Origin of the sequence: Microcystis sp. MC19 (assembly GCF_003019735.1) — a bacterium.
Lineage (GTDB): Bacteria > Cyanobacteriota > Cyanobacteriia > Cyanobacteriales > Microcystaceae > Microcystis.
Genome location: NZ_CP020664.1, coordinates 2,064,958 through 2,088,887, shown reverse-complemented (window position 1 = coordinate 2,088,887; position 23,930 = coordinate 2,064,958). Strand labels below are relative to the sequence as shown.

Genomic DNA, 23,930 nt, shown 5'->3' with positions numbered 1-23,930 from the left:
TGCTAATGTACCGTAAAAGCGAGTTACCCTCAACCCCACCAGAAAACTTCGAGCTGCCCTTTGAGGGGAAATTATCCCAAGACAATCGTTGGGTAATTATGGCCAACCTCATTCCCTGGTCAGAATTTGAAGCGGAATACGCATCACTTTTTTCAGAAGAAATGGGCACACCCGCCAAAACATTCAGGACAGCACTCGGAGCATTAATTATTAAAGAAAAATTAGGAACAAGCGATAGAGAAACGGTAGAACAAATCAAAGAAAATCCTTATTTACAATACTTCTTGGGGTTTTCATCCTACAGCAATGAACCCCGGTTTGAAGCGTCAATGTTGGTTCACTTTCGAGAAAGAATCACTCTGGAACTAATTAATAAAGTGAATCGCTTTATGGTCAAAAATTCGAGAGAAATAAAAGAAGAAGAAAACACCGAAAAAAAGTTAGAGAGCGAAACCCAAAGTCAACCAGAAAATCGAGGTAAATTAATTTTAGATGCCAGTTGTGCGCCCGCAGATATTAGTTATCCTACGGATTTAAACCTGTTAAATCAAGGAAGAAAACAAACCGAAAAAATTATTGATATTCTCTATGAAACTTTAAAAGGAAAACTTGTTCAAAAACCGAGAACCTATCGTCTCCTAGCCAGAAAAAGTTATTTAGAAGTAGCAAAAAAAAGAAAACCTACCGTCAAACAAAGACGAAAAGCTCTGAAAAGACAACTGCAATATCTAAAAAGAAATCTCGACCATATTGAACAACTTTTAGCAGAAGGAGCCTCGCTACAAAGCTTGAAAAAAAGAGACTATAAACTGTTATTAGTAGTCACAGAAGTTTATCGCCAACAACTCTGGATGTACCAAAATAACAAACAGAGTATTGAAGACAGAATTGTCAGCTTAACTCAACCCCATATCCGTCCGATAGTCAGAGGAAAAGCTGGAAAACCCGTAGAATTTGGGGCTAAATTCTCAGCAAGCTGTATAGATGGTTACATATTTTTAGACCGGATTAGTTGGGATAACTTTAATGAATCGGGAGATTTAAAAGCACAAATAGAAGCTTATTATGACTATACAGGATACTATCCAGAATCAGTTCATGTGGACAAAATTTATCGAACCAGAGAAAACCGAGCTTGGTGTAAAGAAAGGGGAATCAGAATCAGTGGTCCCCCATTAGGAAGACCAGCCAAAAATGTTAGTAAAGAACAAAAGAAACAAGCTACCGATGATGAGAGGATTCGGAATTGTATAGAGGGCAAATTTGGACAGGGGAAAAGAAGATTTAGCTTAGGTAAAGTGATGGCTAAACTTCCTCATACTTCCTTTTCAGCGATTGCTATTACTTTTTTAGTCATGAATCTTTCTAACCTGTTGAGGCAGGTTTTTTGGGCTTTTTTATGTCTGAAATGGAAAAACAGCACTTTTTCTCGGTCAATGATTAGGATAAGTTATAACTTAAAAATTAATCAACAACTAAAGCTTATGCTTGTAGCTAAGTGAAATCATTGATTAAGAGACCTGTACTTTTCAATGACTTTTTCAGCAGACCCTAATTATCTTTAACCCTGACAATGAGGTAATCACCCAATGGATAAACTAAACCATTACCGCAAAATTATTCATCAGATTCTTGTCCCCTATAGCCAAATTATTTATAACAATGCGGACATTCAAAATCGTCTAGCTTTTGATCCTCAGAATGATCAATATCTCGTCATTTCAGAAGGTTGGCAACAGAATCAGCGTTATCATGATTGTCTGATTCATTTAGAAATTATTAACGACAAAATTTGGGTACAATGTGACAACACCGAAGACGGTATCACCAAAGAATTACTAAGCGCAGGCATTGCTAAAGAAGATATTGTTTTGGGATTCCATGAACCTAAAATACGTCAATATACAGGCTTCGCTGTCGCTTAACTTTCAAATATGATGGACAATTCTCAAAACCGCAATCGCCGCCAAATGAATCACTATTAGAAGAAGATTAGAAACTCTTGATAACCCAAGTCAGCCATGAAAATCACCTACTTTCAGGATACGGATACTCTATACCTAGAGTTCAATAACAATCCTATTGTCGAGACTCAAGAAATCAATGAAAATACCTTGGTCGATCTTGATCAGCAGGGTAATATTTGTGCAATCACCTTGGAACACGCCAAAAGCTTAACGGATCTGAATGCTTTTTCCCTAGAAACTATTGTCGCGCCTCAATTAGCATCAAGTTTATAAGAGTTGTCATAATAAAATTATTCTATAAACCTTGACGTGATATAATATATATGACATTTGGGCGCAGATTCCTTGTGACCCTATAATCGGACAAATTCGTTATTATCAATGACAACAACTTTAATCAATCACATTGAAATTACCCCAGAAACTTGTGGCGGTAAACCGCGCATCGCAGGTCATCGCATCAAAGTCCAAGATGTCGTTATTTGGCACGAACGCCTGGGAATGTCACCCGATGAAATTGTTTATCATTATCCCAGCATTACTTTAGCTGATGTTTACGCGGCCCTTTCTTACTATCACGATCACCTTGAAGAAATTAGACAACAAATCACAGATGATGATACCTTTGCCAAGGAAATGCAAGCTAAAACACCTTCTCTAGTCCAAGAAAAACTAAAAAAAATGAATGGGCAATAAAATTAAATTTCACCTTGATGAAAATGTAAGCTATAGCATTGCTCTTGGATTGCGCCAGCGATGCCTTGATGTTACTACCACTCCAGAAGAAAATTTATTGGGGGTATCTGATGAAGTACAATTGCAATTTGCTTTATCCAATGGTCGCGTGATTTTTACTCAAGATACTGATTTTTTAAGAATCAATCAATCATCTATAACTCATGCAGGAATTGCTTACTGTCCCCAACAAAGTAAATCTATTGGTCAAATAATTCGAGGACTACTCTTAATCTGGGAAATTCTTGAACCCGAAGAAATGTATAATCACATAGAGTTTATATAGAACCGCATGAAAAAGTGAATTAGTATTTGGCAGATCGATAAAAATAATCAAAAAGCTAATTTTGTTACTCTTTACTACGATAAAATTAAGGAGTATGAATAATGCAAACCGTCCAACTTTTTCAACAAGTCAAATTATGTAGAGATGTCCCCGACACTATTTTTTAAAAAGGCGATTAAGGGACGATTCTAGAATTATTACCTCCTAACAAACAACAACCAGAAGCAGGTTATCTCCTAGAAATGTTTGACAATAACGATTAAATCCCTTGACTTAACGCAAAAACAACAATTATTAGAAATACTAGAACAACAAATTTTTCAAGCAGAAGGGCTCTTCTAGGTTCTGTGTGATAAGTTTAACTTATATAGGATCGATCAATCTTTGTGTCCTTTGTGTCTTTGTGGTTCCTTCCACTCGCTCGCTAGGAAGAATGTATCTTAGAATACATTTTGCCCACCAAACCTAAGAGAGCCGCAGAAGAAACTTCCTATCAAGACGACGAGGAAACCTTAGCAGAACTTCAACAAGTTCGGGATGAATATCAATCAGGCGACTATGTGACCCTTGAACAATACTTGAGCAAGGATTAAATCACAATGGATTATAGTATTAAAATCTCTAAATCTGTACAAAAACAGATTGATAACTTACCTAATCCCATCAAAAGTCGTATTCTTGAAAAAATCAAAGATTTATCAATAGAACCGCGTCCCTCTGGTGTAGTTGAATTAAAAAATTCTGATTATGAATACCGTTTGCGTGTTGGTGACTATCGAGTTCGCTATGAAATTGATGACCCAAAACAGGCAATACTCATCTTGCAATGTAAACATCGAAAAGATGTCTATCGCTAATAATTTAGAAACATTGCGCTACTTCAAATCCGAATTGGTGTTTCTCGCCGAAATCGCTCACAAAACCAATCGCCCTGAACTTGCCCTCAACTACTGCCAACAAGCGCTTGAATTATGCCAAGAATTGGGGATTACCTTGGTTAAAGAGTGTGAGTAATTGTCAGGGCAAATTCAGGGAAACTTAGGAGAATCCGACAAATAAAATGAAACTTCCCAACGCCAATCGAGCTGGGAGGGGGACAAGCCAGCTAGAAGGTAGATAGAGCAAGCGATATAGCTCTTTGTCCCTTGATGTAATCCTTCAACCGATAGCGGCTAATTTGCATTAGCTCTTCTATATTTTTTGGGAACATTTGATGTAGCTGGAGCCAATGATAGAGATGTTGACCCACATAAAAACTGCTGTGTCTGCGTTGACCTTTATATCTTTTTTCAGGTCTTGTGACATATTTTTGGATTCCCATATTCTTAATTTTTTTACCTTGTAGTGTGGCACTTGTATAGGCGATAGCTATAACAATTATCAGCTTTGATAGGTATTGCGGGACTAATTGAGAACCTTCTAAGCTATAGCCTCCCGACTTAAAATCTCGGAACATCTCCTCAATATCAAATCTTTTTTGATAGGCAATTATTGCCGTCTCTAAATCCCCAAAATTTGTCAGAATATACCAAGGTTCTTTTGTTTGAAAACCCCGATAGGTTTTTTCCACTTACCAGCTAAGTTAAACTGTCCAAATCCCTGCTCTTTTGTAATATTGACATCATTCAAAAATAGTTGAGTTCCTCGACTTAAACCTAAGGCTCTCATTTCTTGATAAATTCCTTCTTTTTTCTTCACATTTGTACTTTGTTTTTGTCTTAAACAAAAGTACAAACTCTCCTTCTGAAGCCACTTTCCAAGACTGACCGAGCAAAATTCTCTATCTCCTAACACCACGATTTTATGACCTGATAGCACCGTCAATATTTTCCCCAATACTCGCTGCTGTTCTTCGAGATTACTACTTCCTTTTTTATCCAATATCTCCCAATAGATTGCCATGGCTCTCTTGTCATAAATTAGACTCACCATCAAGATATTAATTGCTCACCAACTCGTTCGGTCTATGGCAATATATACTAATCCTTTTGTTGTGAATCTATCCTGCTGTTTTAACATCTCTTTTAGGCAGAGAAACCAGATTTTTTCAATATTCAGAATTTCCAGCTTTAAAAATCTTTTTAGTTTTTTTCTCCGACTCTCAAACAGGATCGGTATTGGCAGTGCTTCTGCTAATATCTCTAACTTAGCTTGCTTTAGTATTTGCAAGGTTCCAACTATCATTAACAACAGTAGATATCTGGCTCGTCCCAGTTCATTTTCTAACACTTTCTGGTATAATTCACTTATCATTTTTGTTCTCTAGGTCATATTTACTATATATGACCTATCTTTTTGGGGAGTTGATATCTATATTCCATGCTACATAAGCTTTTCAGCTTACTTGTCCCCCTGTCAGCTAAAATACTATAAATTCCCCTTCAATCAATCTTGAGGTGGTTATTTTTTGCCCCTGTTTCTACTCATTAATTTTTTATTAATTAATTGCTCACAAATAGTTGTTGTAATCCAATGATGGCTCTTAGTTTAATATCGTAACATTCCAGAACTATTGTGATTGCCAACGAAATTATACAAGCAACAGGAAAAAACGAGCAACTGTTGCGAATAACTGGCAATCATTATGTTTAGAGATTATCATATCAGTAGCGCAAAATCAGCCGCTTTTGCTTCGTCAAGAACTGGACAAGAGGAATATTTGCGTAAATTATGATAGTGTAGATTGGCCACAAGAATTACAAACTCTAAAAAGCTTAGGCGATCTGTGATTGTTGTTAGTAACACCTCTCCTATGTGAAATTTTTAAAACCTAGATTCAAACTAACTTTTGGATACGATGCACGGTTGGCATTCATAAGTAGGTAGGCACAATTATTTGTAGGATGGGTTAGCGGTAGCGTAACATAATCGGGCGTTGGGTTTCATGCTTCAACCTAACCTACGTTCATTTTATATTTAATTCCACCCACCTACTTACCTTGATTCAGCAACGCCAATTTTCTCACTAGAAGCTCACAGCGATCGCATCCTGCTGGAATTGAGGGATAACTTTCTCCTGTCCGCAAGCCAGAGGAGACAAAACTGGTTTATGCTAGAAAGAGTTACTCTTAACGTAACTTTACAAAGTCATCGATCGCCCACATTTATGGATTGCATCATCAATCGTCGAGCGCGGTTTTCAGCCAGCCATCGCTATTATCTGCCAGAATGGGACGAAGCCGAAAATCAAAGACTTTTTGGTCTTGGTAGCCGTTTTCCCGGTCATGGTCACAATTACGAATTATACGTCTCCCTATACAAAGAACTCAATCTTTATGGCATGGTGGAGAATCTCTCCACCGTTAAACAGGTAATTAAACGAGAGATAACCAGTCAATTAGACTACTCCTATCTCAATCAAGTCTGGCCGGAATTTCAGCAAACCCTACCCACCACAGAAAATATCGCTAGAGTTATCTGGCAAAGATTAGCACCCTATTTACCATTGGTCAAAATTCAACTATTTGAACACCCCGAATTGTGGGCAGAATATCAAGGAAAAGATATGGAAGCAACTTTAACCGTCAAAACCCATTTTAGCGCCGCCCATCGTTTGGCTTTACCGCAATTAACCCTCGAACAAAACTCGGAAATCTACGGCAAATGCGCCAGGGTAAACGGTCATGGCCATAATTATCACCTAGAAGTATCCGTGGCGGGAGAAATCGATCCCCGTACCGGTATGATTGTAGATCTAGGGGATTTACAAAAAGCGATCGATGAATTGGTAGTGGAACCCTTCGATCATGCTTTTTTAAATAAGGATATTCCCTACTTTGCCGAAGTGGTTCCCACCGCCGAAAATATTGCCTTATATATCGCTCAACTATTAGAGGAACGGATCCGCCAATTAGGGGCCCAATTAGATAAAGTTAAACTGATTGAAAGTCCCAATAATTCTGCCGAAATCCACTGTCGTGGTTCGGTTCAAACTCCCCGACAACTTCTAGAAAAAACCCTGACAGCCGTTTAATTGCCTGTTAGTTAAGGTGATTAGGGTGAGCCATGCTCACCCTGATAGATTTAATCAAACCCTAGTTAAACACTTCTCGCCATCCTCGCTTTCCTTTGCCTTGGCGTAAGGGAGAGGCTAAATCGACAATTTTCTCGAGCAGTTTCGGGGCAAATTTTTGGCACCAAAGAGCTAGATGACTTTGCCAACCGACGACAATTTCCGTTTTTTCCCTATTTAACCCGGTAATTAGAGTCTGGGCGACTTCTTCGGCGCTCATCGGTTTTAACCATCGAAATAACTGCAATTCTCGCACCATATCCGTATCGGTTAAAGAGGGTAAGAGGGTGACAACTTTGATGTTGTGTTCCCGTAATTCCGACCTGAGAGCTTGACTAAAACCCAAAATTGCAAATTTGGTGGCCGAGTAGGTAGCGAAGCTAGGAGCGGCAATTTTACCCATCATGCTGGAAACATTGACGATGGTTCCCTGTCCCCGAATTGCCATCCGGCGGGCAATTAAGCGAGTAACCGTGTACAGGGCCATCAGATTTAAAGATATTTCTGCTTGCACTTGCGAAAATTGCGAGCGTAGAAAGGGGGTTTGATGGGCAATACCGGCACAGTTAACGAGGATATCAATGCCACGGCATTCTTGCCAAACGCGGATAATTGAAGTGCTAACAAGGTCATTTTCGGTTAAATCTAGGGCTAAAGGTGTGGCAATGACCCCTAGGGACTCAATTTCTTTCGCTAGTTTTTCTAATCGCTCTTGATCTCTGGCAACAATCACAATTCTGCTTAAACCTTGTCGGGCCAATTCTAAGGCGATCGCTCGTCCAATGCCCCGGGATGCCCCCGTGACTAGGGCAGTTTTTCCCTGTAATTTCATGATCAAACTCCTGTTTTAAGCAACAGTACAGAAATTTATTGGTTTTGCTTCTGAAATCTTTGATTTGTGCATCTATGCCCTACATAAGTAGTGAAGCAATCGAGGGATAGATGGATAGGTTAGGGTGCATGGGATTTTTCCTCCTTCAAAGCGCACTCTTGAACCCACGGTAACAGTTGTCTTTACAAACAGCAATCTTTTTTAACACTTTTTCCCCAAAATCACTCGATCGGATGAACGCTCAGGGTGATCCTCGAGCGGATGGAAACCCCAGGGGACTTGCAGATATAGGTATTTTAAAGAGCTTACTACCGAGGGAGATAGAAAGTCTGGCAATGGACGCGACTACTATTGGCAGTACAAGGGACTTGACATCTTCACCGCACTGAAGTAGATCTTTTGGGCAATCTCCCATCTCCTAATCCCCAACCCCAATGAATAACCCCCCCGATAGTCCATTCAATTACACAGAAGCTTTTATTGCCCTAGGCACGAGTAATTTCGATCGCTCGGTGCAGTTTTATCGTCAACTGTTGCAACAGGAACCAAACCCCTACCTTGCCGCCGTTTATGCGGAATTTAGGCTGATTAACCTTAAATTAGGTCTTTTTTGCCCTAAAGAGTCCCACAGAGAGGAATTTGGCGATTCTAGGGGCAGTGGCATGAGCATTTGTTTCGAGGTGGAGAGTCTCGAAAAAGCGATCGAGCATTGGAGCGAAATCGGCTATGGTGCTAGGGGAGAAATTAGCCAGGCTTCCCACGGTCCGGAAATCTACATCTATGATCCCGATGGTAATCGTTTAATTTTCCATCAATCCACCGCTAAAACCAATCCTTTCAGGTAGGAACCTTCCGAGTGATAGATACTGGTGGGATGGTCTGCCGGTTGGCTTAAACGTGCTAAAATTCGCACTGGGCGAGCCGATTCAATGGCGGCAGCCATGACAGCCCCCTGAAAATGTTCTTCGTTAACCACTTGGGAACAGGAAAAGGTGAAAATAATACCTTGGGGGCGAATTTTCTGGAAAGCTTGCTGATTTAATCTTTTATAAGCCATAACCGCCTGATGACGGGATTGGATACTTTTGGCAAAAGCGGGGGGATCAAGAACAATCAGATCGTAATCCTCCTGACAGTCGCGCAGAAAGTTAAAAACATCGGCGCTGTAGGATTGATGGGGAACTTGACTGAGATTATTCAGGGCGATATTTTTTTCGGTAAGAGCGATCGCACCGTGGGAACTATCAACGGAATGGACTAGGGCAGCCCCCGCTTGCATAGCATAGACGGAAAAGCCGCCAGAGTAACAAAAAGTGTTTAAAACCCGTTTATTCTGGCAATATTGAGATAAAAATGCTCTATTTTCCCTTTGATCAAGGAAAAATCCCGTTTTTTGTCCCTTTTCCCAATCAACAATAAAGCGATGGCCTGATTCTAACACCTCATCGCCAGTTTTTTGACCAAATAAGTATTTATTCTCGGAAGTATGGGCGCTTTTCGCCAAAACTGCGGCACTTTTATCGTAAACTGCCCGTAAATTGTCAGCGTAGATAGTTTTCAGACAATCGACAATCAGATCGAGACGTTGGTATAAAGCTAGGGAATAAGCTTGAATAACCGCCGTGCCATTGTACCAATCGACGATTAAACTGGGTAAACCGTCTCCTTCAGCGTTAATTAAGCGATAACAGTTAGTTTTCGGGTTATCGACTAAACCGATTTGTTGCCGCAGCTGATAGGCATTCTGGAATTTTTCGAGAAATAATTGAGCAATATCGCTGACTTTTGGGAAAGAAAGAATTTTAACGGCAATATTGCTGGGATTATACAGTCCAGTGGCTAGATATTCGCCTCGATCACTATAAACCTCTACGATAGCACCCTCTTTGACTTCCCCCTCCATCTCTTTAATCGCCCCGGAAAATATCCAAGGATGGAATCGTTTAACAGCATCAATTTTATGGTTTCTCAGGATAATTTTCGCTAAATCTGGCATGGATAAAGAATCAGGGTTGATAGCTGACGGCTACTAGATAATTCTATTATCCCCTGCCAGCAGCACAAAACCATGGTTTGTCATCCCTCGATCGAGTGGCATCAAAGCAAGTCCCCACAATCGAGGGATAATCAGAGAGAATTCTCGCCTATAATAAGTTAGATTTTAGCGATATTCCCTCGACAAATGCCAAGAAAAAGTGATGCTGCCGGTGGTTTAAGTTTATGGTTTCAGCGTTTGGGGGCTGCCGGTTTGTTAGCGGGACAAGCTTTTTTACATATTCTTAATGGCAAAATCCACCGACGTAATACCCTGGAACAAATGAGTATTGTTGGGCCAGAATCCTTGACCATTGCCCTAATTACTGCTGCTTTTGTGGGTATGGTTTTCACTATTCAGGTAGCCAGAGAATTTATTTTTTTTGGGGCGGGTAGTTTTGTTGGGGGAGTCCTTTCCTTGGCTTTAACGAGAGAATTAGCCCCGGTTTTAACCGCAGTGGTGGTGGCGGGAAGAGTTGGCTCGGCTTTTGCCGCCGAAATTGGTACAATGCGAGTCACAGAACAAATTGACGCTTTATATATTTTAAAAACCGATCCGATCGATTATTTGGTCATTCCCCGGGTGATTGCCTGTAGTTTAATGTTACCCCTGCTCACTATTATCTCTTTAGTCACAGGGCTACTGGGGGGTTTATTTATTTCTGATAGTCTTTACGGTATTTCCTATTCCCTATTCTTACAATCAGCCCAAAATTTTCTGGAAACATGGGATTTAATTAGTTCTATGTTAAAGTCCCTAATTTTTGGGGTTTTAATTGCCATTATCGGCTGCAGTTGGGGTTTAACCACCACCGGCGGTGCTAAAGGAGTTGGTCAATCTACTACCACGGCTGTGGTAACTTCTTTATTAGCGATTTTTGTGGCTAATTTTTTCCTCTCTTGGCTGATGTTTCAAGGAACCGGTAATGTGGAGCTAGGCTAAGACAGTGATCAGTAATCAGCTTCTAAAGCCAAGAGGCAACAGGCAACAGTAAACAGTGCCAAGAAAACGGCAATTTTCTACTTAATACCGCTCACTAAAAACTCAAATCTGAGCGGCTCCATCTCAATTTTGTCGAAAGATATAGGGCTTGCTGAATCATGGTAAAACTCTTTTAAAATGGCTCTTCCGTTACTCTTTATGCTCAATCAACATACAAGATGCCAAGACAACCTACTTCTAACCCAAATAGCCTCTTTGTTTTATTAGTTTAAGTTTATTGTTGATCGAAAAAATCAGGTCTAAAACCTCGCCTTAAGGCGAAAAGTTTTTGGAGCGGGGCATAAATCCCCGTTACAAAAACGGCCTCCGTTCCGACCTCGGCGTGAGACTTCGGACGTTCGGCGAGCTCAGTCGAGCCCCGAACGGAGACAGGAGACGGGAGACGGGAGACGGGATACAGCTATTAGGGATCGGATTTGAGTTTTCAGTTCACTGTTTCCTCACATCAGAAGTCTGACGGGGTAAGCTAAGACGCATTTAAAGTGCTTATTCTTAAGATTAGCCGAATCTCCCTCAATCCCTTTACTGTTGCCTCTTGCAAGAGTGCCTCTTGCCTCGTCTCAACAAGCAATTTAAATTACGAACAGCTTAGTGGCTTAGATGTGTAATTAATTGTGCTTAGATACTTAGAACAATAAATTAAACGTCGGCCAGTTAATTAAATACACTTATACTGTTCCCGATCGATTGACTGGAATCGATAAAAATCCTTGAGGGGGAGTGATGGGTTGACTTTTCCTGACAATTCTCGCCATCTAGACGGGAAAAAAAGTAACCGATGTCAAACCTAGCACTTAGACTCTCTTCTCTCCCTGTCAATTCCGGTGTTTTCAGGGGTTTTTTCGCCGATAAGTATTAACGGGTATGCTGCCGATATTTCCGATGATTGACAATTTTCTAGCACTCGAGCCTTTCCACTACGGAAATTCGAGTTTATCATAAAAAGAAATCCTCTCTCAGGTAAGAGCGGTAGTATGGCTTACTCGACACAGCAGTTAATTGAAATCCTCGAGCGAGAAATGCACGCCACTTGCAAAGGGGAACGTCTGTTACTCTCCCCGGCGGAGCGCATTGATAATCCGGTGATTGCCAAGGCGATCAATCTAGAAAAGGTGGGCAAAGTCTTCGCCTATCAGGATTTTCGCCGCCAAGTTCACGATTATCAACAAAAATATCAGGTTTCGGGTATTATCTGGCGTGTTTGTCAATGGGGCGATCGCACTCTCCGTTATCCCGAAATTCATAATCAATTAGTTGCCGTGGCGGGTGACAAGGAAATTCTCATGGCTGCCAAAGCCTCGGTTTTAGAGTTTTGGAACAGTATCACCTCTAATATGAATTTTTGGTGGGCGCTTAACTCCCGTCGTCCCATTTCTGCCGATTCTCTAGCCGAATTAGTTGCCCAGTCGGAATGGGCGGAATTAGATGTGGCGCGCACGGAATTATATCTCGGCCTCTGTTGGGGTAATCCTTTAGAACACCAGTATCAATGGTCCCAACCCTTTTCTGGTTGTCATCGCATTATCGCCGCCGTCGATGAACCTAGTTCGATTAAGGTCTGAGGACGATTGATGTCTTGGGAAGTGGGGAAGTGGGGATAATAAATAAAAGCTACCTCCTGTCTCCTGCATCCTATTGTAAAGTTTTGTTAATTTTTCTGGGATTAGGACGTTTTGTAAAAATAGATACAGAATTGTATGTTATATATATTAGTGGGTGATTAAAAAAGTTCAAAATGCGATTTGCAGATCGGAGGAAATGATTATGTCCACAGAACAACAAGCTCGTGCCTTAATGATGCGTCACCACCACGCCGTTAAAAATCGTCAACAATCGATGTTAGGCAGAAGTGCTTCTGAAATCGGTATTGACAATGATAATGGCCACGGGGAAACCGTTCAACGTCGCTTCTCGGCCGACTTCTCTTCCCAAACTTATGATCGCTCTGGTGCTACTCTGAGTTAGGCTCTTAGATTTCGCCAAAGTGTCAGCTTTCAATCTTAGAATTAAGTGAACAATCAGCCCACACAAACCGATCTCGGAATGTGTGGGTTTTCGGTTTTTAGAGATAGGGGTCATTCCTGGGCCGATTACGGGGTTTCATCAGGATTTATGCCTAATTGCCGTAATTGCGCCGCTAAACGTTCCGCCCGTTGACGTTCGCTTTCGGCCTGTTGAGAGGCTGCCTGAGCGCGTTGACGTTCGATTTCAGCATTCTGACGTTCGATTTCGGCTAATTCCGCAGGTAAGAGGATTAAATTGCCATCTAGATCATAAAAACGCAGCCAAGGGGCTTCTTCTCGTTGGATGCTGCCCATCCAGACTCCTAACCATAATCCCAAACGTTGACACCATAACCAACCGCGCTGGTCGGGAATAATTTCTTGATAGCATTGATTTTGGTCTAACGCCCAACCTTGCAGGGAAGTGGCATCAAAGGGATTATAAACGAAGTATTGGGAACAGCGAAAAGTCCGCTCATAGAGGTCTTTTTTGATAGTTAAATCGATTTTTGCGGTGCTTTCTGACATTAATTCTACGATCACATCGGGATAACGTCCCTTTTCGTTCCAAACCACCCATCCTTGTCGTTTATAACTACCATCGATATCGAGGACAACGAAAAAATCGGGGCCACGAAAATCTTTATTAAAAACCCGCTCACGGCTAAAGTAAATAAACATATTACCGCCAACAAAAAAGTCCTCTCGATCCTGATAGGCTTGTTCGATAGAATCGATTAAGACATTCATGGCCTTGCGGTGACGGTGCGTTTCCAAAGGTTCTCCATCATCAAAAATCAAGTCTTCTGGAGGAATGGGGGGTTCTTCCCAATCGATAACTGGAGGAGTGAGGGGTTGAGTCATCGGGGTTACGTCCGGGATAGAGATGGTTTTATTTTATTTGCAAGACGAGGCGATATTTAGGTTGTCCAGTTCTCAATTTTTCCATAGCTTCATTCACCTGGGAGATAGGATAGGTTTCTGTCACCGGTTCAATGCCATGGCGAGAGGCAAATTCAATCATTTTACTGACGGTACTGGGACTACCCAAAGGACTGCCGGAAATCGATTTTTGACCCATAATCAAGGGAAAAGCATAGGTAGCCATGGGTTCAAGAACAGCGCCAACAATATGCAGACGACCTTTGGGACGTAAACAGGCGATATAAAGACCCCAATCGAGATTAACGTTAACGGTAGAGATGATGAAATCAAAGTAATTTTGTACCGATTGCAAGGCTTCGGGGTCTCTGGAATTGATAAAATGAGTCGCGCCTAATTCTTTGGCCTCCGCTTCTTTATCGGGACTACTAGAAAAAGCGGTTACTTCGCAGCCCCAAGCTTTGAGGAATTTTAAGGCTATATGGCCCAATCCACCAATACCAATCACACCAACTCGGGCCGTGGGTTTAATATTAAATTGGACAATCGGATTAAAGACGGTTATACCACCACAAAAAAGCGGGCCAGCTTTGGCAGCATCCAACTGGTCCGGCAAGGGAACTAACCAACTATGATGAGCGCGGACTCTGTCGGCAAAACCGCCATGGCGACCGACGATAGTTCCTTCGGCAGTGGCACAAAGGTTTTGATCCCCCGACATACAAGTTTCACAGGTGGAACAGGAACGGGAAAACCAACCAAGACCGACTCTTTGCCCTAGGTTTAATTCTTTGACTTTAGCACCAAGAGCGGCGATCGTGCCGACCACTTCATGGCCGGGGACAAAGGGATAGGTGGTCAGTCCCCAATCGTTATCGAGCATACTTAGGTCACTGTGGCAGATGCCGCAATATTCCACCGCAATTTCTACATCTTCATCCCCTAATATACCCGGATCGTAGTCAAAAGGCTCTAGTTTTCCGCCTTTTTCTCGGGCAGCATAGGCTCTAATCATGATTAAGTCCTCTAGGATCGCTTTATTGCTTATCTTATCCTAAATTGCTCTGAGTATGGCTTGTCCTCAATCCTGTTTAAAAGGTATAGGAAAGTGGGAAACACCGGAGCGGGGGAAACAATCCATAACTTGGGAGTTAATCATACTGTTAAAACGGATTTGAGCGGACTAGCGATCGCTAAATAGTCAAAAGGGTGATTTTTTGATACTACAAAAAATCGGGATCGAAAGCATCAGCAAAATTACTGGTTTTGGGTTAAGCTTGCATCTGACCTAATAGACCACTCGCCTGCCGCTTGTGGATTTTACCGAGAAGTTTTGTTAGGATCGGATAAAAATTGTCCCGTTTCATCCTCGGCAAGATTTAGACGAGGTGAAAAGCCCGTGGCCAATTTGGGGACAATTTTTGTAAACGATTGTATCCTATTAACTACCATTATTATCAGAGCGTCATGGGAAAAGTCATCGGCATCGACTTAGGGACAACCAACAGTTGTGTTGCGGTACTCGAGGGAGGTCAGCCGATTATAGTTCCCAACTCGGAAGGGGGAAGGACAACTCCTAGTATCGTGGGATTCGGCAAGGCCCAGCGCCTAGTGGGACAACTGGCCAAACGTCAAGCGGTCACTAATGCCGAAAATACCGTCTATAGCATCAAACGCTTTATCGGTAGGCGTTGGCAAGACACCGAGGTAGAAAGGGGACGAGTTGCCTATCATTGCCAACGCGGTCGCGATGATACCGTCAATATCAAAATTCGCGATCGGGAATTTACCCCCCAAGAAATCTCGGCCATGATCCTGCAAAAATTAAAGGCCGATGCTGAGGCCTATCTGGGGGAACCGATCAACGAGGCCGTGATTACAGTTCCTGCCTATTTTACCGATGCCCAACGTCAAGCCACTAAAGATGCGGGGATGATCGCAGGATTAGAAGTATTAAGAATTATTAACGAACCCACCGCCGCCGCCCTGGCCTACGGTTTAGATAAACAAAACGAAGATCAACATATCCTCGTTTTTGACCTGGGGGGAGGAACCTTCGACGTTTCCGTCCTGCAACTGGGAAAGGGAGTCTTTGAAGTGAAAGCCACCGCCGGCAACAACCATCTTGGGGGGGACGATTTTGATAACCTCTTAGTGCGCTGGCTGGTGGAGAACTTTCAAAGCCAAGAAAACATCGATCTAGCCAGCGATCGCATGGCGATCCAAAGACTGCGAGAAGCCGCCGAAAAAGCCAAAATCGAGCTTTCTAGCCTGATTAGCACCTCGATCAATCTCCCCTTCATCGCCGCCGACGAAACCGGCCCTAAACACCTAGAATTAGAACTAACTCGCGCTAAATTCGAGGAATTAACCAGAGAATTAGTGGAAAAAACCCTCGAACCCGTACAACAGTCCCTCAAAGATAGCGAACTGCAGCCTAACGATATCGATCGTGTCATCCTCGTCGGCGGTTCCACCAGAATCCCCGCCGTACAGCGATTAATCTCCCGTTTCTTTTCTGCAGGCCAACTCGATCGCTCTGTTAATCCCGATGAGGCCGTGGCTTTGGGGGCGGCGATTCAAGCTGGAGTTTTAGGTGGAGAAGTGGAAGATGTCCTCCTCCTCGATGTCACCCCCCTTTCCCTCGGCATTGAAACCCTCGGCGAAGTCTTTACCAAAATTATCGATCGCAATACCACTATCCCCACCAGCAGATCTCAGGTTTTCTCCACCGCTGCCGATGGTCAAACTTCGGTGGAAATTCATGTTCTACAAGGGGAACGGGCCATGGCCCGGGATAATAAAACCCTCGGTAAATTTCTCCTGACGGGAATTCCTCCCGCTCCTAGGGGTATGCCACAAATCGAAGTGGCCTTCGAGATCGATGTTAACGGCATCTTGAAAGTGGCCGCCAGCGACGAAGGCACCGGCAAGGAACAAAGCATTGTCATTAGCCATACTGGAGGGCTGAAACCGAACGAAATTGAAACAATGCGCCTAGAAGCCGAAAAATACGCCGAATTTGATCGCAGTCGTCTGCAAATGATCGATATTCGCCACCAATCCGATAGTCTTTTCTATAGCTACGAAGTCACCCTCAGGGAAAACAGTGAGTTAGTCACCCCCGATATCCGGCAACTGGCGGACCAGAAGCGGCAACAGTTAGAAATCGCCCTGCGCGACCCCTCCCTATCCCCAGAAAAGCTAAAAACCACCCTGGAAGAATTTCGTCAGATTGTCCTCGAAATCGGTACCCGCATCTACAGGGGTAAACAAGACGAAACCCAAGCCCTCAAAGCTACTGGTTTTGAATCGATCGATGTCACCGAAAGACAGACCCGGCCCACCCGCATCCAGACCACTTCCTCGAATACCTTCGCCGACCGGCCAACCATCTCCCACACTAGAACCAGAACCTATAGTAATCTGGAAACTAAAGCTGGCAAATCGGGCAGTGATCAGGCTCCCTATGATGAGGAAGAAATGAGCGCCAGTGACTACGAGGCCGTAGATTAAAAAAGGGAAAAGCTATCGGTCGTCAGGAGTCGTTCGACAGGAGACTCCGAGACGGTCGTCAGGAGATAGGGTGATAGGGTTTTGGGGTGATAGGGTTTTGGGGTGATAGGGTGATGAGACAGCTTCCCCACTTCCCCACTTCATAATTCATAATTCATAATTCCCCCTCCCCACTCCCCCACTTCCCCACTCCCCCACCCCTAACCCCCAACAAAAAGAAATAGTAGGGATAACCCAACTAAACTATTATGTATAGTTTGTTAGAGTAACAACTAGACTTAAACTCTATTTATAAATTGCCCGCAGAACCATAGCCCCCTATGCCCACTGATTACTACGAAATTCTAGGTGTCTCGCGAGATGCCGGCAAAGAAGACATCAAACGCGCCTATCGTCGTCTCGCCCGAAAATACCATCCCGATGTTAACAAAGAACCGGGAGCCGAGGAATACTTCAAGGAAATTAACCGCGCCTACGAAATTCTCTCGGAACCAGAAACCCGCAATCGTTATGACCGCTTTGGTGAAGCTGGGGTTTCTGGGGGCGCTGCCGGTTTTGATGCCGACAATATGGGCGGTTTCGCCGATATATTTGAGACAATCTTTAGTGGTTTCGGCGGCATGGGCGGCCAAGCAACCACCCGCCGACGCACAGGCCCTACCCGGGGCGAGGATCTGCGTCTCGATTTTAGACTGAAATTCCGCGAGGCGGTCTTTGGCGGTGAAAAGGAAATCCGCATCCGTCATCTGGAAACCTGTCAAACCTGTAAAGGCAGTGGGGCCAGACCGGGGACGAGTTCCCGCACCTGCACTACTTGCAATGGTACTGGTCAGGTGCGTCGTGCCACCCGTACTCCCTTCGGTACTTTTGCTCAGGTTTCGGTCTGTCCCACCTGTGACGGTGCTGGCGAAGTGATCGAGGAAAAATGCGACGTTTGCGGCGGTTCCGGACGCAGACAGGAAACCAAAAAACTGAAAATTACCATCCCCGCGGGGGTTGACAACGGCATGAAATTGCGCGTTGCCCGGGAAGGAGACGCAGGACTGAAAGGCGGTCCGCCGGGGGATTTATTTGTTTATCTAACCGTGGAAAACGATGGGGAATTTCAACGGGAAGGTAATGACATTAAATCGGATGTCACGATTAGTTATATCCAAGCCATTCTAGGCTGTACTATTAAAATTAATACTGTAGATGGCCAAGAAGACCTGACTATCCCTGCCGGTACTCAACCGAACACCGTACTGATTTTAGAAAATAAAGGGGTTCCCAAATTAGGCAATCCCGTCAGTCGCGGTGATCATCGCATTACCGTTAAAATCTCGATTCCTACCCGTGTCACGGGAGAAGAACGGGAATTGCTGGAAAAATTGGCGAAAGTTCGCGGGGAAACCGTGGGGAAAGGCGGCATCGAGGGTTTTTTAGGTAATATCTTCCATAAATAACTATGACTTTAGACCTGCGCGGCACTCCCTGCCCAATTAATTTTGTCCGCACAAAATTGCAATTAGAGAAAATGACCGCCGGGGAACGGTTGGAAGTCTGGTTAGATGCCGGGGAACCGATCGAACAGGTTCCCACTAGCCTGACCGTGGAAGGTTATCAGATAGAATCGATCGAAGACCGAGATAGCTTTTTTGTTCTCAAAGTCTATCGTCCCGATTCCTAAATGGTAGATGCACAATTAACCGATTTATACGGTACAGTGGTGGCTGTACAGGCAAATTTCTATCAGGTACGCTTGGATTCTCCCGTTATCGGCGAAAATCTTCTCTGTACCCGTCGCGCTCGCTTGCAAAAAATCGGTCAATCGGTAATGGTTGGTGATCGGGTACGCGTGGAGGAGGTCAATTTTGCCGATCAACAGGGTGCGATCGCAGAAGTCCTCCCCCGCAGTACCGAGATCGATCGGCCGGCCGTTGCTAATATCGAGCAGATTTTGCTAGTTTTTGCCCTTGCTGAACCCGTCCTCGATCCTTGGCTGATTAGTCGTTTTTTGGTGAAAGCCGAGTCCACAGGCTTAGAAATTGCCGTCTGTGTCAATAAAATCGATCTGGGGGAACCAGAACAAATAGAACTCTGGGGCGATCGCCTAGCTGGTTGGGGATACCAGCCCTTTTTTGTCAGTGTGGAGAAAAATCGGGGATTTGAGGCTTTATTGGCACAATTAAACCATAAAATCACTCTCTTGGCCGGTCCTTCGGGAGTGGGAAAATCGAGTTTAATTAATTGCCTAATTCCTGAAATTAATCAACGGGTGGGGGATGTGTCGGGAAAACTGCAAAAAGGTCGTCACACTACCCGTCATGTGGAGTTATTTGCTTTACCAAATCGCGGTTTATTGGCCGATAGTCCGGGTTTTAACCAACCGGATATTAACTGTTCACCAGAACAATTAACTTTTTATTTTCCGGAGGTGAGAGAGCGTTTAGCTTTGGGAAATTGTCAATTTAATGATTGTACTCACCGTCGGGAACCTAACTGTGTGGTCAGGGGAGATTGGGAACGTTACCAACATTATTTAGAATTTTTAGAAGAAGCGATCGCACGAGAACAGTCATTACAGAAAACTAGCACGAAAGAGTCAAGTTTAAAGTTAAAAATTAAGGAAGCAGGTCAAGAAACCTATGAACCCAAATTAGCTAATAAAAAATATCGTCGTCCTTCCCGTCGCGTCAAAAATCAAGATCAGGAACGCTACGAAAATAAAACTCTCCAAGATATTTATAATGATGATTCTGAATAGAATCTCAGGGTGAGAGCATCTCAATTAGGTACTTATTTTGAGCCTATTTTTTTCTCTCTTATTTTCGCTCAAAAACTCTATATATATGGGCGCAGGGATTCCCACCATACAAAAAGCATAAAGCAAGTCTCGCCATTTGTCAAGGGTTTGGGTAATAATCTTCCGGTTGCCGTTTGCCAAGCTCAGAACTAGGATAGGAGAGAACGAGGCATTAATGGAGCAAGAGAGGCTTAGACTGTGACCAATGTAGCGATCAATGTCCGATTAACCGAGACTGCTCTGTGGCAATGGCAAACATGGCAAGGATTGCCCTATCTTACCTGTAATCTCCTAGAGGATTGGTCCCACGGCTTTTTTACCCGTCATTATTACCCCCAAACCCCGGAAGCTTTTACGACCGCTTTAGGGGCAAATGTACCGGTTTATCGCGTCAAACAGGTACATGGCGATCGCCTATTAAATCCCCAAGGGATTACTAACCCAGAAATAGCCGAAGCGGATGGAATTATTACCGATGCTTCCGGTCAAGGGATTTGGGTGGCCAGTGCTGACTGTACACCCGTACTAATAGGCGATCGCTCTAGCGGTGTTGGGGTGGCGATTCATTCTGGATGGAGAGGGACAGCCAAGGGGATAGTTGCCAAAGCAGTTAAGCAGTTATTAAACTCCGGTAGTTGTTTAGATAACTTAGTCCTGGCCCTGGGGCCAGCAATTGCCGGGGAAGTGTATCAAGTAGATGGAGAAGTTGCCGCAGAAGTGGGTTTAAGTTTATTTCCCCAAGAAACCAATCCCGAGCAAATTCTGGCGAATTTATTTAACCTGTCCCCTTCCCCCTTATTTGCTGACGAGGAAAAAGGAAAAGTGCGCTTAGACGTGCGACGGGTGATTTATCATCAACTACAACAGTTAGGAATTAGGGATGAACAAATCGCGATCGCTCCTTTTTGTACCTATCAACAAGAGGAGCATTTTTTCTCCTATCGTCGGGAAAAAGCCAAAAAAATCCAATGGTCTGGCATAGTTAGTCGTTAATAACTGGGTGGACATTCTCACTCAAGAATTCGCCCTTTTCTTTTCACTGATTACTGATTACTGCTCACTGATAACTGAAAAATCCCCCCTTTCCCATGCGTATTGTTTTTTTCGGAACCCCGACTTTTGCTGTTCCCACCCTAAAAAAATTATTAGCCAATCCCGATATAGAAGTGATTGCCGTCGTTACCCAACCGGACAAGCGCCGGGGAAGGGGCAATCAATTAATCCCCTCACCGGTGAAACAAATAGCCATAGAACAGCAAATACCGGTTTGGCAGCCCAAAAGTGTGAAAAAAAACGCTAAAACCTTAAATTTTCTCAGACAATCGCGAGCGGATGCCTTTGTAGTCGTTGCCTACGGACAAATTCTCTCCCCAGAAATCCTAGAGATGCCGAGATTAGGCTGTATTAACGTTCATGGCTCAATTTTGCCGAAATATCGGGGAGCGGCCCCCGTGCAGTGGTGCATCGCTAGGGGAGAAAAAGAAACCGGCATTACCACCATGTTAATGGATGCGGGCATGGACACCGGACCGATGTTACTGAAAGCCTACAGCCCGATCGCTCTTTTTGACAATGCCGAACAGGTGGGAGCAACCCTAGGCCAAATGGGGGCGGATTTGCTCCTAGAAACCCTCTCTAAGCTCGATCGAGCAGAAATTACCCCAATTCCTCAAAATAACGACGATGCCACCTATGCCTCTTTAATTGAGAAATCTGACTATCTAATCCCCTGGCAAGATTCAGGCCGGAGAATTCACGATCGAGTCCGGGGTTTTTATCCTCATGCGCTAACCACTTTCCGGGGACAACCCCTAAAAGTGATGGCCACTATTCCCCTAGAGGATCTCGGTCAACTTCCTCCAGAATTACAGACAAAAGACCTTTCTTATCTAAGCGGAGAAGTGGGATCGATCGTGGCTCTCTGGAAAAATTTCGGGCCGGTGGTGCAGACGGGTGAGGGTTTATTATTATTAAAAGAAGTGCAATTATCGGGGAAACCTCCGCGTTCTGGTGGGGATTTGGTCAATGGTTCCCGTTTAACTATCGGTGAGACTTTCGGTCAATAGTTTTCGGGGTATGGCTTTCTTTTGTTCCTCTATGCTTCACCGGTGAAGATTTTTTTCAACTTGCGAAAGCGATCGGAATAACTTCTTAACACTTCGATCGCAAACATGGGAGTTTCCTGCACGGCAAATAAAAACTGCGGTTGATTGAGATAGGCTAATTTACAATCAGTTTTGGCGATAGCTGTGGATTCTCGCAGTTTATCGCCATGCAGGAGCGCTCCTGCTCCGAATACGTCCCCTTTTTCTAGAGTTTCTATCAATTGTCCCTTGACATACATCTCCACTTCTCCGCTAAGAATACCGTACATTAACTCGCCCTCCGTGCCATCGGCAAAAATAACTTCACCAGCTGGAAAAGTGCGATCGGGATGATTTTCGAGAATTTTAATCGTTTCTACGGGACTTAACATGATTTAACAAGAATTTTTCGGGTTATCTCTCCCATTTTCCGATACATTGAACTCCCCGATCATCGTTTTTGTATGTAAGAATACATCTCCCCACACCTCAATTCATAATTCATAATTCATAATTCATAATTCCTTGAGAAAATACCGGGGTTAAAACTGTTCGATCGCTGCTTGCGTAATTTCTGCGATCGCTGATAACCTGGGACTAACTGGGCCAGTATCGGTGGATAACCAGAGAAGATACTCGACGTTACCCGCAGGTCCGGTAATGGGAGACCAAGTTAAACCCCGATAGAACCATCCTAGGGCTTCGGCGGCCTGTAAAACCTGAAAAATTGCCCCTGCTTGGTCTTGGGGGTCGCGAACTACCCCTTTTTTGCCGACTTTTTCCCGTCCCACCTCAAATTGGGGTTTGACCAATAAAATCGCCTCTCGCGGTGGATTTAATAGCGTCCACAGGGTCGGCAAAACTTTGGTCAGAGAAATAAAAGACAGATCCATAACTGCTAAATTGGCGGGTTTTTCTTGTCCATATAACTTTTCTGGGGTTAAATAGCGAAAATTAGTTCTTTCTAGTAAAATAACTCGTTGATCCTGCCGTAAACTCCAGGCTACTTGTCCATAACCCACATCGACCCCATAAACCCGTTTTGCTCCTTTTTGCAAGAGACAATCCGTAAATCCCCCCGTAGAAATGCCGCCATCTAAACAAATGCGATCGCTGACATCAATAGCAAACAATTCTAAGGCCTTAGCTAATTTTTCGCCCCCCCTTGACAAATAGGGCAGTTTCTGCTTAACCTCGATCGCCGCTTCTGGATCGATTTCTGTGGCCGGTTTATCGATGATTTGATGATTGACTTTCACTTCTCCAGCGCGAATTAATCGCTGTGCCTGTTGACGGGAATCACAGAGATTTTTGGCTACTAATAATAAATCTAATCTTTGTTTCGGCAAGGAAGGCCTCCCAATAATCAGCGCCTAATTCTAAAAAATACCTTATTTTTCCGCCAGCAATCCCAGAAGGAAGATTATAACTAAAGATAGGAACAAGCGGAACCCATCAGCTAAATTTTCGCTGCCATCCCGATATTTTATGGATAAAGATACTCGATTCGCCATTTTGGTCATTGGCATCCCCTTTCTAGGACTAGCTTACTGTGGCTTGATTTTTGCCGTGATGATTTATTGGGTCTGGGCCCGGGAACATCCCGTAACCATGGCCACTTTTTTCGTCCTTGCTCCTTCTTTGATTTCTGGCTCTATCTGGCTGTTAGCTTCCTATAAAGCCCGCCAAAAGCAGCGTTTAGGGTTATAATTGGCGGGACTATCCCATCGGCCTCTAGAGAACAACTAATGTGGGGCAATATGGGGGTGAATTGCCTTCATCCTCCCCTAG

At 43.7% G+C, this 23,930-nt stretch carries 29 protein-coding genes; 20 read left to right on the top strand and 9 right to left on the bottom strand.

Features of this window, described 5'->3' with window-relative positions; genetic code table 11:
* Positions 1 to 5 precede the first annotated feature (5 nt).
* The 8 genes from B5D77_RS10640 (at position 6) to B5D77_RS26250 (ending at position 4,002) form a co-directional block, all read left to right on the top strand.
* Positions 6 to 1,502, top strand: coding sequence for an IS5-like element ISMae6 family transposase (locus B5D77_RS10640; RefSeq protein ID WP_046660474.1), 1,497 nt, complete (start codon positions 6 to 8; stop codon positions 1,500 to 1,502).
* 87 nt (positions 1,503 to 1,589) lie between these two features.
* Positions 1,590 to 1,925, top strand: a complete 336-nt coding sequence (locus tag B5D77_RS10635; protein ID WP_012267893.1) for a XisI protein — start codon at positions 1,590 to 1,592, stop codon at positions 1,923 to 1,925.
* Between the two features lie 96 nt (positions 1,926 to 2,021).
* A complete protein-coding gene (locus B5D77_RS10630) occupies positions 2,022 to 2,240 on the top strand; it encodes a DUF2283 domain-containing protein (RefSeq protein ID WP_002734335.1) in 219 nt (72 codons plus the stop codon).
* 108 nt (positions 2,241 to 2,348) lie between these two features.
* Positions 2,349 to 2,663, top strand: coding sequence for a DUF433 domain-containing protein (locus B5D77_RS10625; protein ID WP_002753976.1), 315 nt, complete (start codon positions 2,349 to 2,351; stop codon positions 2,661 to 2,663).
* Positions 2,653 to 2,988, top strand: a complete 336-nt coding sequence (locus tag B5D77_RS10620) for a DUF5615 family PIN-like protein (protein WP_008204265.1) — start codon at positions 2,653 to 2,655, stop codon at positions 2,986 to 2,988. The genes B5D77_RS10625 and B5D77_RS10620 overlap by 11 nt, the downstream gene beginning before the upstream one ends.
* 452 nt (positions 2,989 to 3,440) lie before the next feature.
* Positions 3,441 to 3,581, top strand: a complete 141-nt coding sequence (locus B5D77_RS25840; protein WP_008204267.1) for a hypothetical protein — start codon at positions 3,441 to 3,443, stop codon at positions 3,579 to 3,581.
* A gap of 6 nt (positions 3,582 to 3,587) precedes the next feature.
* Entirely contained in the window at positions 3,588 to 3,845 is a 258-nt protein-coding gene (locus tag B5D77_RS10615; protein WP_008204270.1) for a type II toxin-antitoxin system RelE/ParE family toxin, read from the top strand.
* Complete coding sequence (locus B5D77_RS26250; RefSeq protein WP_008204272.1) at positions 3,832 to 4,002, top strand: hypothetical protein; 171 nt, start codon at positions 3,832 to 3,834, stop codon at positions 4,000 to 4,002. Before B5D77_RS10615 ends, B5D77_RS26250 begins: the two co-directional genes overlap by 14 nt.
* 91 nt (positions 4,003 to 4,093) lie before the next feature.
* On the opposite strand, the gene B5D77_RS27185 is transcribed toward B5D77_RS26250, so the two are convergent.
* Genes B5D77_RS27185 through B5D77_RS26600 form a run of 3 tightly spaced genes read right to left on the bottom strand, consistent with a single transcriptional unit; the run spans position 4,094 to position 5,241 of the window.
* Complete coding sequence (locus B5D77_RS27185) at positions 4,094 to 4,558, bottom strand: hypothetical protein (RefSeq protein WP_253257648.1); 465 nt, start codon at positions 4,556 to 4,558, stop codon at positions 4,094 to 4,096.
* Positions 4,507 to 4,890: a hypothetical protein gene (locus tag B5D77_RS10605; RefSeq protein ID WP_159036958.1), complete on the bottom strand. Its 384-nt coding sequence runs from the start codon at positions 4,888 to 4,890 to the stop codon at positions 4,507 to 4,509. The genes B5D77_RS27185 and B5D77_RS10605 overlap by 52 nt, the downstream gene beginning before the upstream one ends.
* Positions 4,891 to 4,935: 45 nt before the next feature.
* Positions 4,936 to 5,241, bottom strand: a complete 306-nt coding sequence (locus B5D77_RS26600) for a hypothetical protein (RefSeq protein ID WP_216824552.1) — start codon at positions 5,239 to 5,241, stop codon at positions 4,936 to 4,938.
* A gap of 853 nt (positions 5,242 to 6,094) precedes the next feature.
* Between B5D77_RS26600 and B5D77_RS10590 the strand changes: the two genes are divergently transcribed.
* Positions 6,095 to 6,961, top strand: a complete 867-nt coding sequence (locus B5D77_RS10590; RefSeq protein WP_039900330.1) for a 6-carboxytetrahydropterin synthase — start codon at positions 6,095 to 6,097, stop codon at positions 6,959 to 6,961.
* A 61-nt stretch (positions 6,962 to 7,022) separates the two neighbouring features.
* On the opposite strand, the gene B5D77_RS10585 is transcribed toward B5D77_RS10590, so the two are convergent.
* Positions 7,023 to 7,832, bottom strand: a complete 810-nt coding sequence (locus B5D77_RS10585) for an SDR family oxidoreductase (RefSeq protein WP_008204339.1) — start codon at positions 7,830 to 7,832, stop codon at positions 7,023 to 7,025.
* Between the two features lie 434 nt (positions 7,833 to 8,266).
* Between B5D77_RS10585 and B5D77_RS10580 the strand changes: the two genes are divergently transcribed.
* Positions 8,267 to 8,677 carry a VOC family protein gene (locus B5D77_RS10580; RefSeq protein WP_039900328.1) on the top strand — a complete coding sequence of 137 codons (411 nt, stop codon included), beginning with the start codon at positions 8,267 to 8,269 and terminating at the stop codon, positions 8,675 to 8,677.
* On the opposite strand, the gene B5D77_RS10575 is transcribed toward B5D77_RS10580, so the two are convergent.
* On the bottom strand, positions 8,644 to 9,828 hold the full coding sequence (locus tag B5D77_RS10575; RefSeq protein ID WP_106908801.1) for a class I SAM-dependent rRNA methyltransferase: 1,185 nt from the start codon (positions 9,826 to 9,828) through the stop codon (positions 8,644 to 8,646). The two genes, B5D77_RS10580 and B5D77_RS10575, sit on opposite strands and share 34 nt — an antisense overlap.
* A 186-nt stretch (positions 9,829 to 10,014) precedes the next feature.
* On the opposite strand from B5D77_RS10575, the gene B5D77_RS10570 reads away from it, so the two are divergent.
* From B5D77_RS10570 to B5D77_RS10560, 3 genes are all read left to right on the top strand, one after another.
* Positions 10,015 to 10,809, top strand: a complete 795-nt coding sequence (locus tag B5D77_RS10570) for an MlaE family lipid ABC transporter permease subunit (protein WP_008204341.1) — start codon at positions 10,015 to 10,017, stop codon at positions 10,807 to 10,809.
* Positions 10,810 to 11,843: 1,034 nt separating this feature from the next.
* Entirely contained in the window at positions 11,844 to 12,431 is a 588-nt protein-coding gene (locus tag B5D77_RS10565) for a hypothetical protein (RefSeq protein ID WP_008204342.1), read from the top strand.
* A 202-nt stretch (positions 12,432 to 12,633) separates the two neighbouring features.
* Positions 12,634 to 12,834 (top strand): hypothetical protein, encoded by a 201-nt coding sequence (locus B5D77_RS10560; protein ID WP_002771911.1) that lies wholly within the window; start codon positions 12,634 to 12,636, stop codon positions 12,832 to 12,834.
* A gap of 125 nt (positions 12,835 to 12,959) precedes the next feature.
* On the opposite strand, the gene B5D77_RS10555 is transcribed toward B5D77_RS10560, so the two are convergent.
* Positions 12,960 to 13,736: a Uma2 family endonuclease gene (locus B5D77_RS10555; RefSeq protein ID WP_008204343.1), complete on the bottom strand. Its 777-nt coding sequence runs from the start codon at positions 13,734 to 13,736 to the stop codon at positions 12,960 to 12,962.
* A 28-nt stretch (positions 13,737 to 13,764) separates the two neighbouring features.
* Positions 13,765 to 14,769, bottom strand: a complete 1,005-nt coding sequence (locus B5D77_RS10550) for an NAD(P)-dependent alcohol dehydrogenase (protein WP_008204344.1) — start codon at positions 14,767 to 14,769, stop codon at positions 13,765 to 13,767.
* A gap of 452 nt (positions 14,770 to 15,221) precedes the next feature.
* Here B5D77_RS10550 and dnaK point away from each other — a divergent pair, with 452 nt between their 5' ends.
* The 6 genes from dnaK (at position 15,222) to fmt (ending at position 22,121) form a co-directional block, all read left to right on the top strand.
* Positions 15,222 to 17,270, top strand: a complete 2,049-nt coding sequence (dnaK, locus tag B5D77_RS10545; RefSeq protein ID WP_106908800.1) for a molecular chaperone DnaK — start codon at positions 15,222 to 15,224, stop codon at positions 17,268 to 17,270.
* Between the two features lie 320 nt (positions 17,271 to 17,590).
* Complete coding sequence (dnaJ, locus tag B5D77_RS10540) at positions 17,591 to 18,715, top strand: molecular chaperone DnaJ (protein WP_008204346.1); 1,125 nt, start codon at positions 17,591 to 17,593, stop codon at positions 18,713 to 18,715.
* A 2-nt stretch (positions 18,716 to 18,717) separates the two neighbouring features.
* Complete coding sequence (locus B5D77_RS10535) at positions 18,718 to 18,939, top strand: sulfurtransferase TusA family protein (RefSeq protein ID WP_002738399.1); 222 nt, start codon at positions 18,718 to 18,720, stop codon at positions 18,937 to 18,939.
* Positions 18,940 to 20,016 carry a small ribosomal subunit biogenesis GTPase RsgA gene (rsgA, locus tag B5D77_RS10530; protein WP_008204347.1) on the top strand — a complete coding sequence of 359 codons (1,077 nt, stop codon included), beginning with the start codon at positions 18,940 to 18,942 and terminating at the stop codon, positions 20,014 to 20,016.
* A 237-nt stretch (positions 20,017 to 20,253) separates the two neighbouring features.
* Entirely contained in the window at positions 20,254 to 21,048 is a 795-nt protein-coding gene (pgeF, locus tag B5D77_RS10520) for a peptidoglycan editing factor PgeF (RefSeq protein ID WP_008204348.1), read from the top strand.
* A gap of 95 nt (positions 21,049 to 21,143) precedes the next feature.
* Entirely contained in the window at positions 21,144 to 22,121 is a 978-nt protein-coding gene (gene fmt, locus B5D77_RS10515; RefSeq protein ID WP_106908799.1) for a methionyl-tRNA formyltransferase, read from the top strand.
* A 29-nt stretch (positions 22,122 to 22,150) separates the two neighbouring features.
* Here fmt and B5D77_RS10510 read toward each other — a convergent pair whose 3' ends face one another.
* On the bottom strand, positions 22,151 to 22,531 hold the full coding sequence (locus tag B5D77_RS10510) for a cyclic nucleotide-binding domain-containing protein (RefSeq protein ID WP_106908798.1): 381 nt from the start codon (positions 22,529 to 22,531) through the stop codon (positions 22,151 to 22,153).
* A 150-nt stretch (positions 22,532 to 22,681) separates the two neighbouring features.
* On the bottom strand, positions 22,682 to 23,488 hold the full coding sequence (locus B5D77_RS10505; protein ID WP_106908797.1) for a TlyA family RNA methyltransferase: 807 nt from the start codon (positions 23,486 to 23,488) through the stop codon (positions 22,682 to 22,684).
* A 139-nt stretch (positions 23,489 to 23,627) separates the two neighbouring features.
* On the opposite strand from B5D77_RS10505, the gene B5D77_RS10500 reads away from it, so the two are divergent.
* The gene (locus tag B5D77_RS10500; protein ID WP_002736250.1) at positions 23,628 to 23,849 is read left to right on the top strand and encodes a hypothetical protein; all 222 of its coding nucleotides are present in this window, start codon (positions 23,628 to 23,630) and stop codon (positions 23,847 to 23,849) included.
* Positions 23,850 to 23,930: the final 81 nt, after the last annotated feature.